The sequence below is a fragment of the Aquimarina aquimarini genome, assembly GCF_900299535.1.
In the GTDB taxonomy this organism is placed as follows: Bacteria; Bacteroidota; Bacteroidia; order Flavobacteriales; family Flavobacteriaceae; genus Aquimarina; species Aquimarina aquimarini.
This window is the reverse complement of sequence record NZ_OMKE01000013.1, coordinates 1-15,758: the sequence shown is the minus strand read 5'-3', so window position 1 is coordinate 15,758 and position 15,758 is coordinate 1. Positions and strand designations below refer to the sequence as shown.

The 15,758-nt window shown below is 34.4% G+C and carries 15 protein-coding genes; 9 read left to right on the top strand and 6 right to left on the bottom strand.

Annotation, left to right across the window (positions count from 1 at the left end):
* Window positions 1-220 precede the first annotated feature (220 nt).
* The 4 genes from leuS to DG508_RS07645 all read left to right on the top strand — a co-directional run bounded on the left by leuS (window position 221) and on the right by DG508_RS07645 (window position 5,513).
* Window positions 221-3,034 (top strand): leucine--tRNA ligase, encoded by a 2,814-nt coding sequence (gene leuS, locus DG508_RS07660; protein ID WP_108867583.1) that lies wholly within the window; start codon window positions 221-223, stop codon window positions 3,032-3,034.
* A 90-nt stretch (window positions 3,035-3,124) separates the two neighbouring features.
* Window positions 3,125-3,391 (top strand): SemiSWEET family sugar transporter, encoded by a 267-nt coding sequence (locus DG508_RS07655; RefSeq protein ID WP_199912766.1) that lies wholly within the window; start codon window positions 3,125-3,127, stop codon window positions 3,389-3,391.
* 127 nt (window positions 3,392-3,518) lie between these two features.
* Window positions 3,519-4,634, top strand: coding sequence for an alanine dehydrogenase (gene ald / locus DG508_RS07650; protein WP_108867582.1), 1,116 nt, complete (start codon window positions 3,519-3,521; stop codon window positions 4,632-4,634).
* A 186-nt stretch (window positions 4,635-4,820) separates the two neighbouring features.
* Window positions 4,821-5,513: a zinc metallopeptidase gene (locus DG508_RS07645; protein WP_108867581.1), complete on the top strand. Its 693-nt coding sequence runs from the start codon at window positions 4,821-4,823 to the stop codon at window positions 5,511-5,513.
* Window positions 5,514-5,572: 59 nt separating this feature from the next.
* Here the strand turns inward: DG508_RS07645 and DG508_RS07640 are convergent, their stop codons facing one another.
* Together DG508_RS07640 and DG508_RS07635 are read right to left on the bottom strand one after the other, a co-directional pair.
* On the bottom strand, window positions 5,573-6,043 hold the full coding sequence (locus DG508_RS07640) for an Lrp/AsnC ligand binding domain-containing protein (protein ID WP_108867580.1): 471 nt from the start codon (window positions 6,041-6,043) through the stop codon (window positions 5,573-5,575).
* A gap of 152 nt (window positions 6,044-6,195) precedes the next feature.
* A complete protein-coding gene (locus DG508_RS07635; protein WP_108867579.1) occupies window positions 6,196-7,566 on the bottom strand; it encodes a saccharopine dehydrogenase family protein in 1,371 nt (456 codons plus the stop codon).
* 137 nt (window positions 7,567-7,703) lie between these two features.
* On the opposite strand from DG508_RS07635, the gene DG508_RS07630 reads away from it, so the two are divergent.
* Together DG508_RS07630 and pckA are read left to right on the top strand one after the other, a co-directional pair.
* A complete protein-coding gene (locus DG508_RS07630) occupies window positions 7,704-8,102 on the top strand; it encodes a DUF423 domain-containing protein (RefSeq protein ID WP_108867578.1) in 399 nt (132 codons plus the stop codon).
* A 67-nt stretch (window positions 8,103-8,169) separates the two neighbouring features.
* Entirely contained in the window at window positions 8,170-9,786 is a 1,617-nt protein-coding gene (gene pckA / locus DG508_RS07625; RefSeq protein ID WP_108867577.1) for a phosphoenolpyruvate carboxykinase (ATP), read from the top strand.
* Between the two features lie 107 nt (window positions 9,787-9,893).
* Here the strand turns inward: pckA and DG508_RS07620 are convergent, their stop codons facing one another.
* A complete protein-coding gene (locus DG508_RS07620; protein WP_108867576.1) occupies window positions 9,894-10,640 on the bottom strand; it encodes a uroporphyrinogen-III synthase in 747 nt (248 codons plus the stop codon).
* A gap of 33 nt (window positions 10,641-10,673) precedes the next feature.
* Window positions 10,674-11,327 (bottom strand): DUF4271 domain-containing protein, encoded by a 654-nt coding sequence (locus DG508_RS07615; RefSeq protein ID WP_108867575.1) that lies wholly within the window; start codon window positions 11,325-11,327, stop codon window positions 10,674-10,676.
* Window positions 11,328-11,423: 96 nt separating this feature from the next.
* On the opposite strand from DG508_RS07615, the gene DG508_RS07610 reads away from it, so the two are divergent.
* The 3 genes from DG508_RS07610 to DG508_RS07600 are packed head-to-tail and all read left to right on the top strand — an operon-like array spanning window position 11,424 to window position 13,950.
* Window positions 11,424-12,155 (top strand): polyprenol monophosphomannose synthase, encoded by a 732-nt coding sequence (locus DG508_RS07610; RefSeq protein ID WP_108867574.1) that lies wholly within the window; start codon window positions 11,424-11,426, stop codon window positions 12,153-12,155.
* A gap of 2 nt (window positions 12,156-12,157) precedes the next feature.
* Window positions 12,158-13,501: a dihydroorotase gene (locus tag DG508_RS07605; protein WP_108867573.1), complete on the top strand. Its 1,344-nt coding sequence runs from the start codon at window positions 12,158-12,160 to the stop codon at window positions 13,499-13,501.
* Window positions 13,498-13,950: a DUF4296 domain-containing protein gene (locus tag DG508_RS07600; RefSeq protein WP_108867572.1), complete on the top strand. Its 453-nt coding sequence runs from the start codon at window positions 13,498-13,500 to the stop codon at window positions 13,948-13,950. Before DG508_RS07605 ends, DG508_RS07600 begins: the two co-directional genes overlap by 4 nt.
* On the opposite strand, the gene DG508_RS07595 is transcribed toward DG508_RS07600, so the two are convergent.
* Window positions 13,947-14,957 (bottom strand): NAD-dependent epimerase/dehydratase family protein, encoded by a 1,011-nt coding sequence (locus tag DG508_RS07595; protein ID WP_108867571.1) that lies wholly within the window; start codon window positions 14,955-14,957, stop codon window positions 13,947-13,949. The two genes, DG508_RS07600 and DG508_RS07595, sit on opposite strands and share 4 nt — an antisense overlap.
* Before the next feature lie 213 nt (window positions 14,958-15,170).
* On the bottom strand, window positions 15,171-15,758 hold a 588-nt coding region (locus tag DG508_RS07590), incomplete at its 5' end, for a CHAT domain-containing protein (protein WP_159090745.1).

Sequence of the window (15,758 nt, the reverse complement as noted above, 5' to 3'; positions counted from 1 at the left end):
AATAGTTTCATAAAAACACCTTATAGCTTTTAGAAAGAACCTAAAAGCTTAAAATTTTAACCAAAAAGCTACTTCGAAGCTACTTTTTACTTCTTTAAAATACCTTTTTGCATCAAAAATGAGATAAATAACTTTTTACTGCCAGGCAAATAATTAATTAGAAGATGTTACTGTGCTATCTTGAAGGTTTTAGTAAATTTGCGGTCTTAATTTCAGATAGATGAGTTACGATTTTAATACTATTGAAGCCAAATGGCAAAAATACTGGGCAGAGAATAAAACCTTTAGAGCAGAGGACAACAGTGCTAAAGAAAAGTACTATGTGTTGGATATGTTTCCATACCCATCAGGAGCAGGATTACATGTTGGGCATCCGCTGGGGTATATTGCTAGTGATATCTATGCACGATATAAGCGCCATAAAGGATTCAATGTATTACACCCTCAAGGATATGATTCTTTTGGATTGCCAGCAGAGCAATACGCGATTCAGACAGGGCAACACCCATCTATAACTACCAAAGAAAATATAGCTCGCTATCGTGAGCAACTAGATAAAATAGGCTTCTCGTTTGATTGGGATCGCGAGGTTCGTACCAGTAATCCAGAATATTTCAAATGGACACAATGGATTTTTGTGGAGCTTTTTAATTCATGGTATGATAAGAATCAAGATAAAGCAAGGGATATTAATGAGTTGGAATCTCTTTTTGCTACAGAAGGAAATACAAAAGTAAATGCGGTATGTGATGAGGAGACTCCTGTATTTACTGCCGAGGATTGGAATAAATATACTACCAAAGAAAAGCAGCAGATCTTTTTAAAATACAGATTGACATATCTGGCAGAAACAGAAGTAAACTGGTGTCCCAAATTAGGAACAGTATTGGCCAATGATGAGATTGTAAATGGTGTTTCTGAGCGAGGAGGATATCCTGTGATTCGTAAGAAAATGACACAATGGAGTATGAGAATCTCTGCCTATGCAGAGCGATTGCTACAAGGATTAGATAGGATAGACTGGACAGATGCCCTCAAAGAATCACAACGCAACTGGATCGGAAAATCTGTAGGTGCGGGTGTCACATTCAATGTCAAAGGACATGAGGAGGTAATAGAAGTATTTACAACACGACCAGATACCATTTTTGGAGTTACGTTTATGACATTAGCTCCAGAACATGATTTGGTACAAAAAATTACTACTCCAGGGCAGAAATCTGAAATTGAAGCCTATATCGAGGCTACAGCCAAGCGTAGTGAGCGTGAGCGTATGGCAGATGTAAAAACGATAAGTGGCGTCTTTACTGGTGCCTATGCAGAACACCCATTTACCAAAGAACCTGTGCCAATCTGGATCGGTGACTATGTATTGGCGGGATATGGTACTGGTGCGGTAATGGCAGTGCCATGTGGAGATCAGCGTGATTATGATTTTGCAAAACATTTTGATATTCCTATTACCAATATTTTTGAAGGAATAGATATTTCTCAAGAAGCTTTTGCTGATAAGGAAAAAACAATTATTGCAAATTCTGATTTCTTAAATGGATTATCCTATAAAAAAGCAACCAAAACAGCTATCTATGAATTAGAAAAGCTAGAACAAGGAGCAGGAAAAACCAATTACAGACTTCGTGATGCAGTATTTAGTCGTCAACGCTATTGGGGAGAGCCATTTCCAGTATATTATGTAGATGGAATGCCACAGATGATAGAAGTAGCACACCTACCTATACAATTACCAGAAGTCGAAAAATATTTACCTACAGAAACAGGAGAGCCACCATTAGGTCGTGCCGATGTTTGGGCTTGGGATACAGAAAATAACAAGGTTGTATCCAATGATCAGATAAATAACACCAGTATTTTTCCGTTAGAACTCAATACAATGCCAGGATGGGCAGGGAGTTCATGGTATTTGTTTAGATATATGGATGCTGGTAATGATAAAGAATTCGCTTCCGCGGAAGCGTTGCAATATTGGGAGAATGTTGATTTATATATTGGGGGTAGTGAGCATGCCACAGGTCATTTATTATATTCAAGATTCTGGACAAAATTCTTAAAAGATAGATCGTACATTGGGGTAGATGAGCCTTTTAAGAAGTTGATTAATCAAGGAATGATTTTGGGTACAAGTGCTATAGTATATAGGGTAAGCGGTACCAATACATATGTAACAAAAGGATTAAAAGATCAGCATGATACAGAAGAACTTCGTATTGATGTCAGTTTGATCAATAATTCTGATGAACTTGATATAGAAGGATTAAAAAAGTGGCAACCGCAGTTTAAAGATGCCGATTTTGAACTTGAAGAAGGAAAATATATTGTAGGTAGAGAAGTAGAAAAAATGTCAAAACGTTGGTTTAATGTTGTTAATCCAGATGATATTTGTAATGATTATGGGGCAGATACCTTGCGTTTATATGAAATGTTCCTTGGGCCATTAGAGCAGGCAAAACCATGGAATACTGCTGGGATTACAGGAGTTTCTTCTTTTCTCAAAAAATTATGGAAGCTATATCATAACGGTGATGATTTTGCAGTAACCGATACAGAACCTACAAAAGAAGATTTAAAAACACTACATAAGACCATTAAGAAGGTAGAAGAAGATATCGAGAACTTCTCGTTCAATACATCTGTAAGTACCTTTATGATTGCTGTAAATGAATTAACAGCCCAAAAATGTACCGCACGAGCAATACTAGAGCCTTTAGCAATATTAATATCACCATATGCACCACATATTGCAGAAGAATTCTGGCAAAGATTAGGGCATAGTGGATCAATAGCTACGGCAGCATTTCCTGTTTTTGAAGAGAAACATCTAGTAGAAAGTGTAAAGAAATATCCGATTTCGTTTAATGGAAAAACACGATTTACTATGGAGCTTTCATTGGATTTGAGCAAGGATGAAATAGAAGCAGCAGTGATGGCACATGAAAAAACAAAGCAACAACTTGCAGGTCGTGAGCCTAAAAAAGTAATTGTAGTACCTGGCAAAATTATCAATATTGTAGGGTAGTCTCATATAAAAAGACATCGAATTATATAGGGCATCCGATAAAAGGAATGCCCTTTTTGATATTCTCAAGATATAATAAAATTTTGCTTTATGATCAACCCAATAGAACTTATAGGATATATAGCCGCTATATTAACGACAGCTTCATTTTTACCACAAGTATATAAAACTTGGAAAACAAAATCGGCAGAAGGCCTATCTCTTTCTATGTTATTTATTTTTGGTTCAGGAGTGTTATGTTGGTTGATCTATGGCTTTATGATTGATAGTTGGCCAATTATTTCTGCAAATGTAATAACCATTATTTCGATTTTTCTACTACTGTTTTTTAAGTATAAGTATACTGACTCACAATAACAGACTGGGTTTTCTTCTTGTGGTTTCGTTATCAGTATGTTGTAGTGATTATTGATAAGGTATTTTTTAACCCTCTTTTATTGCTTTTTTTGGTAAAAACATTTATTTTCGGCCAAAAATTAAGAATATGATAATTGGTGTACCCAAAGAAATCAAAAATAACGAGAATAGAGTAGGTGTAACTCCTGCTGGAACAATGGAACTCGTTAAGCATGGTCATACTGTTTTCATACAGCGTAATGCTGGGCTTCAAAGTGGTTTTGAAGATGAAGAATATATCAATGCTGGAGCAAAAATATTACCTACAATCGAAGAAGTATATAGTACTGCTGAAATGATTATTAAGGTAAAAGAACCTATTGAACCAGAATATGCATTGATCAAAAAAGATCAACTTGTATTTACATACTTTCATTTTGCATCAGAAGAAGCATTAACAAAAGCGATGATGGCAAGTGGATCTGTTTGTGTTTCTTATGAAACTGTTGAAGATTTTGACCGTAGCTTACCATTATTAACTCCAATGAGTGAAGTTGCAGGACGTATGTCTACTTTGCAAGGTGCTAAATTTCTAGAAAAACCACTAAAAGGAAGAGGAGTTCTTCTTGGTGGTGTACCAGGTGTTCCTCCTGCTAAAGTACTTGTGTTAGGTGGCGGAGTAGTAGGTACGCAAGCAGCAAAAATGGCTGCAGGAATGGGAGCTGATGTTACAATTCTTGATATCAGTATGAAGAGATTGCGTTACTTGGATGATGTGATGGCCGCAAATGTGAAAACTGAATTCTCAAATGAATATAATATTCGTAAGCATATAAAAGATTCTGATTTAATTATTGGTGGAGTTCTAATTCCTGGAGCAAAAGCACCAAAATTAATTACAAGAGATATGCTTAAAGATATGCGCCCAGGAACAGTGATTGTTGATGTAGCAGTAGATCAGGGAGGTTGTTTTGAAACTACAAAACCAACCACTCATGAAGAGCCTGTGTATATTATTGATGATGTAGTACATTATTCTGTAGCAAATATGCCAGGAGCAGTACCATATACGTCAACTTTGGCATTAACTAATGTCACTTTGCCATACGCAGTACAACTAGCAAATAAAGGTTGGAAAAAAGCATGTAAAGAAAATGAACCTCTTAAAAAAGGATTGAATGTTATAAACGGAGATATTGTATATCCTGCAATATCAGAAGCTTTTGACCTTCCTTTAAAAGATGTAGAAATATATTTGAATTAAACTCGATTTATTGGCTAACTCAAGTTTATTTAATCAAAAACCTCGCAAAATGGCGAGGTTTTTGTATTTTATGACATAAAATTGTAAATCATATCAATTATGATTTGAAATTATTGAAAAAGAAAGACGTTTTTATTACAGTAATTTTATTTTGTAAATGATATCAGTTAAAAAAAGTATATTGTTATGATGGGATATTATATCATTGCAGGAATCATATTTCTGGTGAGCACATTTGTAAGTAATAAGCTCAAAAGTAAATTCAAGAAATACTCTAAGATTAGCTTGCAAAATGGCATGAGTGGTGCAGAGATTGCTACAAAAATGTTGCAGGATAATGGAATTAGAGATGTACAGGTGGTTTCTACACCTGGAATGTTAACAGATCATTACAACCCTGCAAATAAGACAGTAAATTTAAGTGAAGGGGTGTATAGTCAACGCAATGCGGCGGCGGCGGCTGTTGCAGCGCATGAATGTGGCCACGCTGTACAACATGCTACTGCATATAGTTGGTTGACAATGAGGTCAAAGATTGTACCTGCTGTAGGTATAGCGAGTAAGTTATCTAATATGGTAATTATGGGAGGACTTGTGCTTTCTGCTTCAGGAATGATATTTGGAAACACTATTTTCTTAATAGGAATACTTTTGTTTGGAGTGACCACCCTGTTTGCATTCATTACGTTACCAGTAGAATATGATGCTAGTAACAGAGCATTGGCATGGTTAGAAAACAATAATATGTTAACCCCTCAAGAACATGCAGGAGCTAAAGATGCGCTAAAATGGGCGGCAAGAACTTATGTAGTTGCTGCATTAGGGTCTTTGGCAACATTATTATATTTTATCTCTATCTTCATGGGTAGAAGAAACTAAAAAAAACAGATAAAAAAATAGGCTTGTGTATTTTGTTATATAAGCCTATTTTTTTTGCATCATATCTTTATTTGTCGATCAATTTGTTGATCTAGAGAGATAAAAGTTTCTGTGCGGGATATCCCTTCTATGGCTTGAATGTTTTTATTTAGTACATTCATTAAATGCTCATTATCTCTACATAGTATTTTAATAAAAATAGACCAATTTCCTGTAGTGTAATGACACTCAATCACCTCAGGAATTTCTCGTAACTGCCTTACCGCTTTAGGGTTGCTTACCGCTTTGTCAAGATATACACCTACAAAAGCCATCGTTTTATATCCTAATACTTTGGGGTCTATAATAAATTTTGATCCAGCAATAAGACCAGAAGCTTCTAGTTTACGGAGTCTTTGATGAATCGCGGCACCTGATATACCAACTTTTCTGGCAATTTCCAAAATAGGCCTTCTCGCATCCTCCATGAGATTACGCAAAATCTCTTTGTCGATACCGTCAATTTTTAAGCCGCTATTTTGATTTTTCATGTTTATATAAAGTTACATTTGACAATTAAAAATATGGTTTAGTGTTTAAAATTGAAATATAAGATTTATATATGGTTTAAATATAATAACTGAATAGATGATTTCAGAGAATTATGAAATAATGAGGTAAAAAATTATATTCAATTTGTTATTTATCCTTTTACACCATCAGGATTATACCCTAGGTAATCACATTCTTTTTCATTAAAAACAATACCATACTCTTCAAGCTCTTTAAGGATAGGGGTGTATACCTCTTCTTGGATAGGGATTTGTACTCCAGTACTTGTAATCTGTTTGTTAAGAATGCGCAAAGTAGCCATTGCAACAGGTAGTCCCACTGTTTTTGCCATTGCAGTATACATTTGGTCTTCTCCTATGCTTACCATAGTAGCATCTATTTGCTTGTGTTTGCCATTGAGTTCATAACCAAATTTGTGGTACATCACAATCATATCCTTATCCCCTTTATCAAGGGACCAGCTATCCATTAATACCTTTTGAAGTGCTTGAGCAGGAGTAGCATTTGGAATGCCAATTTTTTTATTTGGATTAAAAAGATCAAGTTCTAAAAGTTTATCCCACATAATATCATCCTGATCAATTTTTAGATAATGACGAAGTTTGAGTTCTACTGAGTCAGAAGGAGAATATGCCAGAAAAGAATTCGTAAAATCTCGATAACTCATATGCTCAGAATTAATCATCTTATAATCATCAGCAGTCATACCAAGCTGTACAAAAGTATTCCAGGCTCTAGAGAACCCTATTCTTCTAATAGTTCCCCGATATAAAGTCAAGATATTATCTAGTCCGTATATGTTTTGATACTTTAAAGAGTTCCTATTGGCATAAGCTTCAAAACGCCCATAGCCATCAACTTCTAGAAATTCTGTTCGTCTAAACAATTTATGATACGGGATGTACTTATAGGTTCCTTCTTGTAGAAATTCTGCAGCCCCTCCTTGCCCTGCTACTACTACATTACGAGGATTCCATGTAAACTTATAGTTCCATAAATTAGTATCGCTTTCGGGGGCAACCAAACCTCCTGTAAAGGATTCAAATAAAACAATCTTACCACCTTGATTTCTTATGCGATCAATAACCTGCATGGCACTCATATGATCAATACCAGGGTCAACGCCAATTTCATTCATAAAAATGAGTCCTTTTTTGCGAACTTCTGGATCAAGTTCTTGCATTTCAGCGCTTACATATGAAGCTGTAACCATGCATTTATCAAACTTTAAGCAATCTTTGGCAACTTCAATATGAAAACGAGCAGGTAACATTGATACAACAATATCTGCCTCTTGAATCGCTTTTTCTCTTGAATTTTGATCAAAAACATCCAAAAGTATAGCGTGGGTATTTGAGTGAGTACCCGCTAGTTTTTTTGCATTTTCAACAGAAATATCTCCTATGGTGATCTGTAAATTTTCTGAAATAGACTTGTCTTGAAAATATTTGATTAAAACAGCGGTAGATTTACCTGCACCAATGACTAATATCTTTCGCATACCTTCTGATATTTTGATAACTTTGATACGAATGTAGTAAATACCGTAAAAAGTTGGATGTCAATTATGAGGTATTGCTTATATTTTTTTGAATAATGTGTTTAATTCTTTAAAAATAATATTTGATATAATCAATTATGAACAAAATATCAGAAAACAAAACAATTTTGATCACAGGAGCTATTGCAGGGTTGATAGCAGTACTTTTAGGAGCTTTTGGAGCTCATGGATTAGAGAAGCATGTAGATGCAGCTAGTATTGATTCTTTTACAACAGGAGTACGATATCAGATGTATCATGCAATTGTATGTATCATTTTAGGAAACATGACTGTCTTGCAAGAAGTTAAGAGGAAACGTATTTTTTACTTTTTTATTGGAGGGATTATTCTTTTTTCGGGATCAATATATCTTTTGGTGATCGATGAGATTTTTGGAGTATCATTGTCAAGTATTGGTTTTATTACACCTTTGGGAGGATTGTTATTGATTTTCGGATGGGTTTTTCTTATAATTTCATTGATGAAGATTAAGTGATTTTTTTGTCGGATAGTGTAATTATTATTTATAATTTTGCCATACATAACAAACACCACATATTTCTATGGAACGACTGTATCCAACTACGAAAACGTTTTCGTTAAAGCATTACGGTATTGAAAATGCTACCATGCGCTACCAACTATCTCCTGATGAGCTTCAGGATGAAGTAGTGCAAAAAGATCAGGGAAAAATTACCGCATCAGGCGCGTTGGCAATAAATACCGGCGAATTTACTGGGCGTTCCCCAATGGATCGATTTATTGTTAAAGATGATATTACAAAAGATAAGATATGGTGGGGGGATATCAATATCCCTTTTGAGTCCAATGCATTTGATGCATTGTATGATAAAGTAACCAACTATCTTTCTGGAAAAGAAATATTCGTTCGTGACAGTTATGCGTGTTCCGACCCTAAATATCGTCTTAATATAAGAGTGATAAATGAATATGCATGGTCTAATATGTTTGCGTATAACATGTTTTTGAGACCAACAGAGGAAGAATTGAAAGATTTTGATCCTGAGTGGACTATCATTAATGCGCCAGGATTTATGGCAGATCCATCTGTAGATGGAACCCGTCAACATAATTTTGCGATTTTAAATTTCACCAAAAAAATAGCTCTTATCGGAGGTACTGGTTATACAGGAGAGATTAAGAAAGGAATTTTTTCCGCACTTAATTTTATACTTCCTGTAGATAAAGATTCGCTTCCTATGCATTGTTCTGCCAATGTAGGAGAAGAAGGAGATACTGCTATCTTTTTTGGGCTTTCAGGAACAGGTAAAACAACCTTGTCTACAGATCCTAATCGTAAATTGATTGGTGATGATGAGCATGGGTGGACCAAAGAAAATACCATATTCAATTTTGAAGGAGGTTGCTATGCCAAGGTGATAGATTTATCTTCTGAGAAAGAACCTGAAATATATGGAGCTATCAAAAAAGGAGCGATCCTAGAAAATGTAATCCTAAATGATAAGGGAGAAGTAGATTATGCAGATACTTCAATTACTCAAAATACAAGAGTAAGTTACCCAATTCATCATATAGAGAATATTAAGGAGCCTTCTATCGGAGAGAATCCTAAGAATATATTCTTTTTAACAGCAGATGCATTTGGAGTAATACCCCCGATCTCTAAGTTAACACCAAGTCAAGCTGCGTATCATTTTATTTCAGGGTATACCGCAAAAGTAGCGGGAACAGAAGCGGGAGTAGTAGAGCCTACACCGTCATTTTCTGCTTGTTTTGGAGCGCCGTTTATGCCATTGCATCCTGCTAAATATGCAGAGATGTTGATCAATAAAATGAATGATACAGGAGTAAATGTTTGGTTGGTAAATACTGGTTGGACAGGTGGCCCTTATGGTGTAGGGACACGAATTAAATTAAAATACACAAGAGCTATGATCCAAGCTGTACTAAACGGTGATTTAGGGTCGTATTCTTATGATAATTATCATATCCACTCTGTTTTTGGAGTAGCACAACCTAGAGAGTGCCCAGGAGTACCTACAACGGTTCTTAGTCCAAGAGCAACCTGGAATGATGATGAAGCATATTATACAACTGCGTTTAAGTTAACAAATGCATTTAGAGAGAATTTTAAGAAATTCGAATCATATGCAAATGAAGAAATTCGAAGAGGAGGCCCTCAGAGATATTCTTTCTAGTAAAGCATACTAGTATATCAAAAAAGAGAGTCCCGAATATTTTATTCAGGACTCTCTTTTTTTACGTATGTTTTAATAATAAATTAGTACTAGATGATAGTGTGAATTTATTTTTTGTTTACTTCTTTGATATATTTTTGGAGCGCCATAGTCATTGATGGAGTCTCGGGTGTTGGTGCCTGAATATTAACAACTAGATTGTGTTCTTCGGCAGCTCTTACGGTTGAGTTTCCAAAAACAGCAATTCTTGTATCATTTTGTTTAAAATCAGGGAAGTTTTCGAACAAAGATTGTATTCCCGATGGGCTAAAAAATACCAAGATATCATAAAATACATCTCTTAGGCCAGAAAGGTCACTTACCACTGTTTTGTAAAACACAGCTTGTTTCCAATTCACTTTCAAACTATCCAGTGTTTCAGGAATTAGAGGTTTTAACTTGTCAGAAGACGGTAATAAGAACTTTTCGTTTTTATATTTTTTAATCAATGGAGATAACTCCTGAAATGTACGTTTACCAACATAGATTTTTCTTTTTCGGTAAACAACATATTTCTGTAGATAATATGCTACAGCTTCACTTTGACAAAAATATTTGAGCGTATCTGGTACTTTGAAGCGCATTTCGTCTGCTATTCTAAAGAAATGATCAACAGAATTTCGACTGGTAAGAATAATGGCAGTATAGTTAGATAAATCCACTTTCTGCAATCTTACTTCTTTTGCATCAACTCCCTCTACATGAATGAAGGGGATAAAGTCAATTTTTACTTTTTCCTTTTCTTCTAAATCAAAATAAGGTGAATTCTCCACTTTAGGCTCCGGCTGTGAGACCAAAATTGTTTTCACTTTCATAAATTTTCTTTCTTTTTTGTAAAGGTCCTACTATTAACTAATAAGCTTATATAGTATGAAATAAGGTGCGATTTCAAGTGCGCAAAGATACAAAATAAAATAAAACATATGGTTTAAAATAATATTTTCGTTTTTCTTATAAAAAGAAAACAGTACAATTGTATTTAAAACAACTAGTAAAATTAACAATATTATAAATGCGATTTTTGAAGGTTGTAACGCATAAATAAATAAGATGTTTGTAGGTAATAAAATGACACCCATAAAGTTACGATAAGATACTTTATAAAACAAATATTCGTCAATTATAGAATCAATAGAGAAAATTGTAGCAATAATTTTTTCTATAAGTAATTTGCAAATAACAACTACAGTATAGATGATAGTGATCTTAAAATATAGGGTGATTTGATTTGGGATGACTTGCCACTCAAACACATTAAAGCATAAAAAGATGAATAAAGAGACAGATGCAATTTGAAATAATAAAAGAATAGCATTGAACCAAGAAGAGAGTTTATTTGGTTTTTGATGAGAGATAATATACTTGTTATTACTTAAAAGCATCATAAAATCAGAAAACCTAAGTGAATTGACTCTCTTGGCTATTGCCAACAATAAAAGACATATTACGATAAGAATCGTAAGCCAATTTATATGTGTTATTTCTCTGGTAATAAAATCCATAAGCTATTTCGGGGGTAAAATTACAATCAATTAACTGATAAAAACAAGAAAATATCTAGTAATTATTTAGTTATATTTGCCTGAAAAATAGCCTAGATGGTTGATGCCGTAGTCATAATCCCTACATACAACGAGATTGAAAATGTGGAACGTATTGTAAAAAATGTGTTTTCGCTACAGCGTAATTTTCATATTCTTATTGTGGATGATAATTCGCCAGATAAGACCGCTGATAAAGTAAAGGGATTGCAATTAGAGTATAAAGATGCTCTTTTTTTAATGGAGCGAGAAGAAAAATCAGGGTTAGGAACTGCATATATAGCTGGTTTTAAGTGGGCATTAGAGCGATCCTATACATATGTTTTTGAGATGGATGCCGATTTTTCTCATAACCCTAATGACCTTATTAGGTTGTATAATGCGTGTGCCAAAGGATCTGCTGATGTGGCTATTGGATCAAGATATGTTACTGGAGTAAATGTGGTGAATTGGCCAATGAGTAGAGTATTACTGTCTTGGGGAGCATCAAGATATGTTCGTTTTATTACAGGAATGGATATTCATGACACAACTGCTGGATTTATCTGTTATAAAAGAGAGGTATTAGAGAAAATAAATCTGAATAAAATAAAGTTTGTAGGGTATGCTTTTCAGATAGAAATGAAATTTAAAGCGTATTTACTAAAATTTAAAATAAAAGAAATTCCCGTCATCTTTACAGATAGAACAAGGGGAACTTCAAAAATGAGCAAAGGAATTATTTCTGAAGCTGTTTTTGGAGTTGTAAAAATGAAAATTAATAGTTTGTTTAATAGTTACGAAATATGATTATGGATAGTGTGTTGATTAAAAATGCCAATATTGTCAATGAAGGAAAGGTTTTTAATGGAGATGTGTATATAGAGCACGGTGTTTTTAAAGAAATAGCACCGCAGATAAGTGCAAAGTCACCAGATGTACACATTTTTGATGCTGAAGGAAAATATTTATTGCCAGGAGTGATAGATGATCAGGTTCATTTTAGAGAACCAGGATTAACTCATAAAGCTACTATAGAAACAGAATCAAGAGCCGCTATAGCAGGAGGAATTACTTCTTTTATAGAAATGCCGAATACAGTGCCACAAACGACTACGGTAGAAAAGCTGGAAGAAAAGTTTGATATCGCTGCAAAAACTAGTTATGCAAACTACTCTTTTATGTTTGGAGGAACCAACGATAATTTGGAAGAGATTCTAAAAGTAGATCCAAAAAAAGTAGCAGCGCTTAAACTTTTTCTGGGATCATCAACAGGAAATATGTTGGTTGATAACCCAGAAGTACTAGAGAAAATATTTGCATCTACAGATTTATTGATAGCAGTACATTGTGAGGATGAGCAGACAATCAAAGATAACACGGCGATATATAAAGCAAAATATGGTGATGATATTCCTGTAGAATTTCATCCTATTATCAGAAGTGAAGAAGCTTGTTACTTATCATCATCACAAGCAGTAGCATTGGCAAAAAAGACTGGGGCACGATTACATGTTTTTCATCTTTCTACAGCCAAAGAGCTAGAATTATTTACAAATAAAATACCGCTTAAAGATAAAAAAATAACAGCAGAAGTTTGTATTCACCATTTGTGGTTTTCTGATGCTGATTACGCCGAGAAAGGAACATTGATCAAATGGAATCCTGCTGTAAAAACTGCAAAAGACAGAGATGCACTACTTGCTGCATTGCTCAATGATAAAATAGATGTGGTGGCAACAGATCATGCGCCTCATACTATAGAAGAAAAAGACAATGTATATACCAAAGCACCTTCTGGAGGACCTTTGGTACAACATGCACTTCCTGCAATGCTTGAGCTTTATCATCAGGGAAAAATAAGTATGGAAAAAATTGTTGAGAAAATGTGTCACAATCCTGCTATATTATTTCAAGTAGAAAAAAGAGGGTATATAAAAGAAGGCTATTATGCAGATGCAGTACTAGTTGATATCAATGCGCCTTGGACTGTAAATAAAGATAATATTGCTTGTAAATGTGGATGGTCACCTTTTGAGGGGACTACCTTTAGATCAAGAATTACCCATACTTTTGTAAATGGAAATCTAGTGTATAAAAACTTTAAGTTTTATGATGCGACAAGACATGCGCAACGATTAACCTTTGATAGATGAGAAAATATGTAACCTATATTAGTGTTTTTTTGATAGTTATATCCTGTCAGAGTATAGATAGACCTCCTATGCCAGAAACATTGGTGGGAGAAGATTGTATGGTTGATATTTTTACAGATATTGCTTTTGTCAAAGCTGCCAAAAGTTCACATAGAAAAAAGTTTGAAGAAAAAAATATCAACCCCCAAGCTTATATATTGCAAAAACACGGGGTTGATAGTGTAGTTTTTGCACAAAATAATGCATGGTACTCCTCTCAATTTGATGAGTATAAGGCGATTTTTGCACGTGTAAAGGTTAATTTGGAAGAAGGAGTAACATTGTATGAAAAGCTTAAAAAAGAAGAGGATTCTATAAAAAAAAGACAAGATTCTATTGCTAAAATAAAAGATTCATTAAAGCTTAAAGAGAAACCTGTTTTATTATCAAAAAGGGAAAAAAATAATTAATTCTCCTTTAGAAAATAAGAAGCAGTTTCGTTGATACTTTTTTCTATTGAGGTGAAATTGTAAGATAACTCTTTGGTTATCTTATCACTGTTATAATGTTTTGTAGAAAAAGCACTTCGTATTGATGATTTAAATATGGACTGGTTTGTTCTAAAAAGTAGGTGTCCAATACGTTGCAGATAGTAAGCAATCTTCATTAATAGCGGAGATGCTTTCTTTTTTGGTGCTGGTTTGTTTAGAGCCTTGGCAATCATAGTAAATGCACTTTTGTAGCTTAGGTTTTCCCCTACCAGAATATAACGTTGATGAGTTTGTGAACCTTGCATTAGCCTATGCATAATATCGATAACATCTTGTATTGCTATATACCCTGTAGTTCCTGTGGTGTAGTAGTTCATCCCGTTATAAATTCTTTTAAAGAGGTATCCACTACCTCCTTCAAAAAAACCTGGGCCTATGATAATTCCAGGATTTACAATTACGGCATTTAATCCTTCCTGTACACCTCTCCAAACCTCCATTTCTGCACCATATTTTGTAATCGCATACACAGAATTAGATACTTCAGGGTTCCATTCTGATTTTTCGTTAATAGCTGTATTTGTCAGATTGTCTCCCAAGGTGGCGATTGAGCTTACATAGCATAACTTTTCTACATTGTTAGATAAGCATAGATTGACCACATTGGCAGTACCTTCAATATTTACTTTTCGTAATTTTTTGTAATCAGAAGGGTTAAAACTAATGACAGCCGCACAATGATACACATGTGTTATTCCTTCAAAAGCTTCGGTTAAAGAGGGTACATCGTTGATATTAGTATGAACCCACTGAATAGTATCAAATAGATGTTGCGCTTCTTTGGCAAAGTAAGAAGAAAATACTTTTTTGGCGTGTTCCTTTTTGGTTTCGGTTCTATAAAGTGCACGAACCTGTTTTTTTTCCTGAACAAGTTTAACTAATAAATGTGTGCCTACTAATCCTGTTGCTCCTGTAACTAATATCATGGTATATATTCTACGATACTAAAGTAAACAATTAATGACATTTTTTGATATTGGGTCTTCGATATTCAAAAACTCTTTTTCATTGTATCATTTTACATTTTTATATTTAGTAGTGAGAATTGAGTAATTAGTATTGAGAAACTTCAACATTCGGTGTTCAGTATTGGGTGTTCGATATTCAAAAACTCGTTTTCACTTTATAATTTTTCGGTTTTATATTTTATACTTCTTTCTATACCAAAATAGTCCTGATATCAAGATCACTATTGACGCTGCAAGTACCCAATACCATACAGTCCTCTGCTCAAAATGCATAGGTGCAGTATCTCCTACGAGATAAAACCCTGCCCAATAAAAAGGAGCTGTTCTATTAATATTGGCAGTTGCCAGATATTGCAACTTAGCTTGCTGTAGTGCCTTGCCTTTATTCATTCCTGATTTGAGATAGGTGTAAAAATATTTCATCAATTCAGGGGTAGTCTGATCAGAAACCTCCCAGCTGGTGAGCAATAAACTTTTGGTTCCTGCATATTGAAACGCATTGCCCAAACTCATAATCCCTTCTCCTTTGGCAATCTTACCCGTACCTGTATTACAAGCACTAAGCACGGTAAGCTCTGCGGGAATATCTAATGCAAATAACTCATGCCCATACAACAGATTATCCTCTATCGTATCTTTGTTTTTGGTAAAATAGAGCTTAGAATACTCAGGGTGTTCATTATCTACCTCTCCATGTAATGCCAGATGTAGGATATTATACTTATTTGCATTGTTTTTAAAATTAGCTTCTATTGCCTG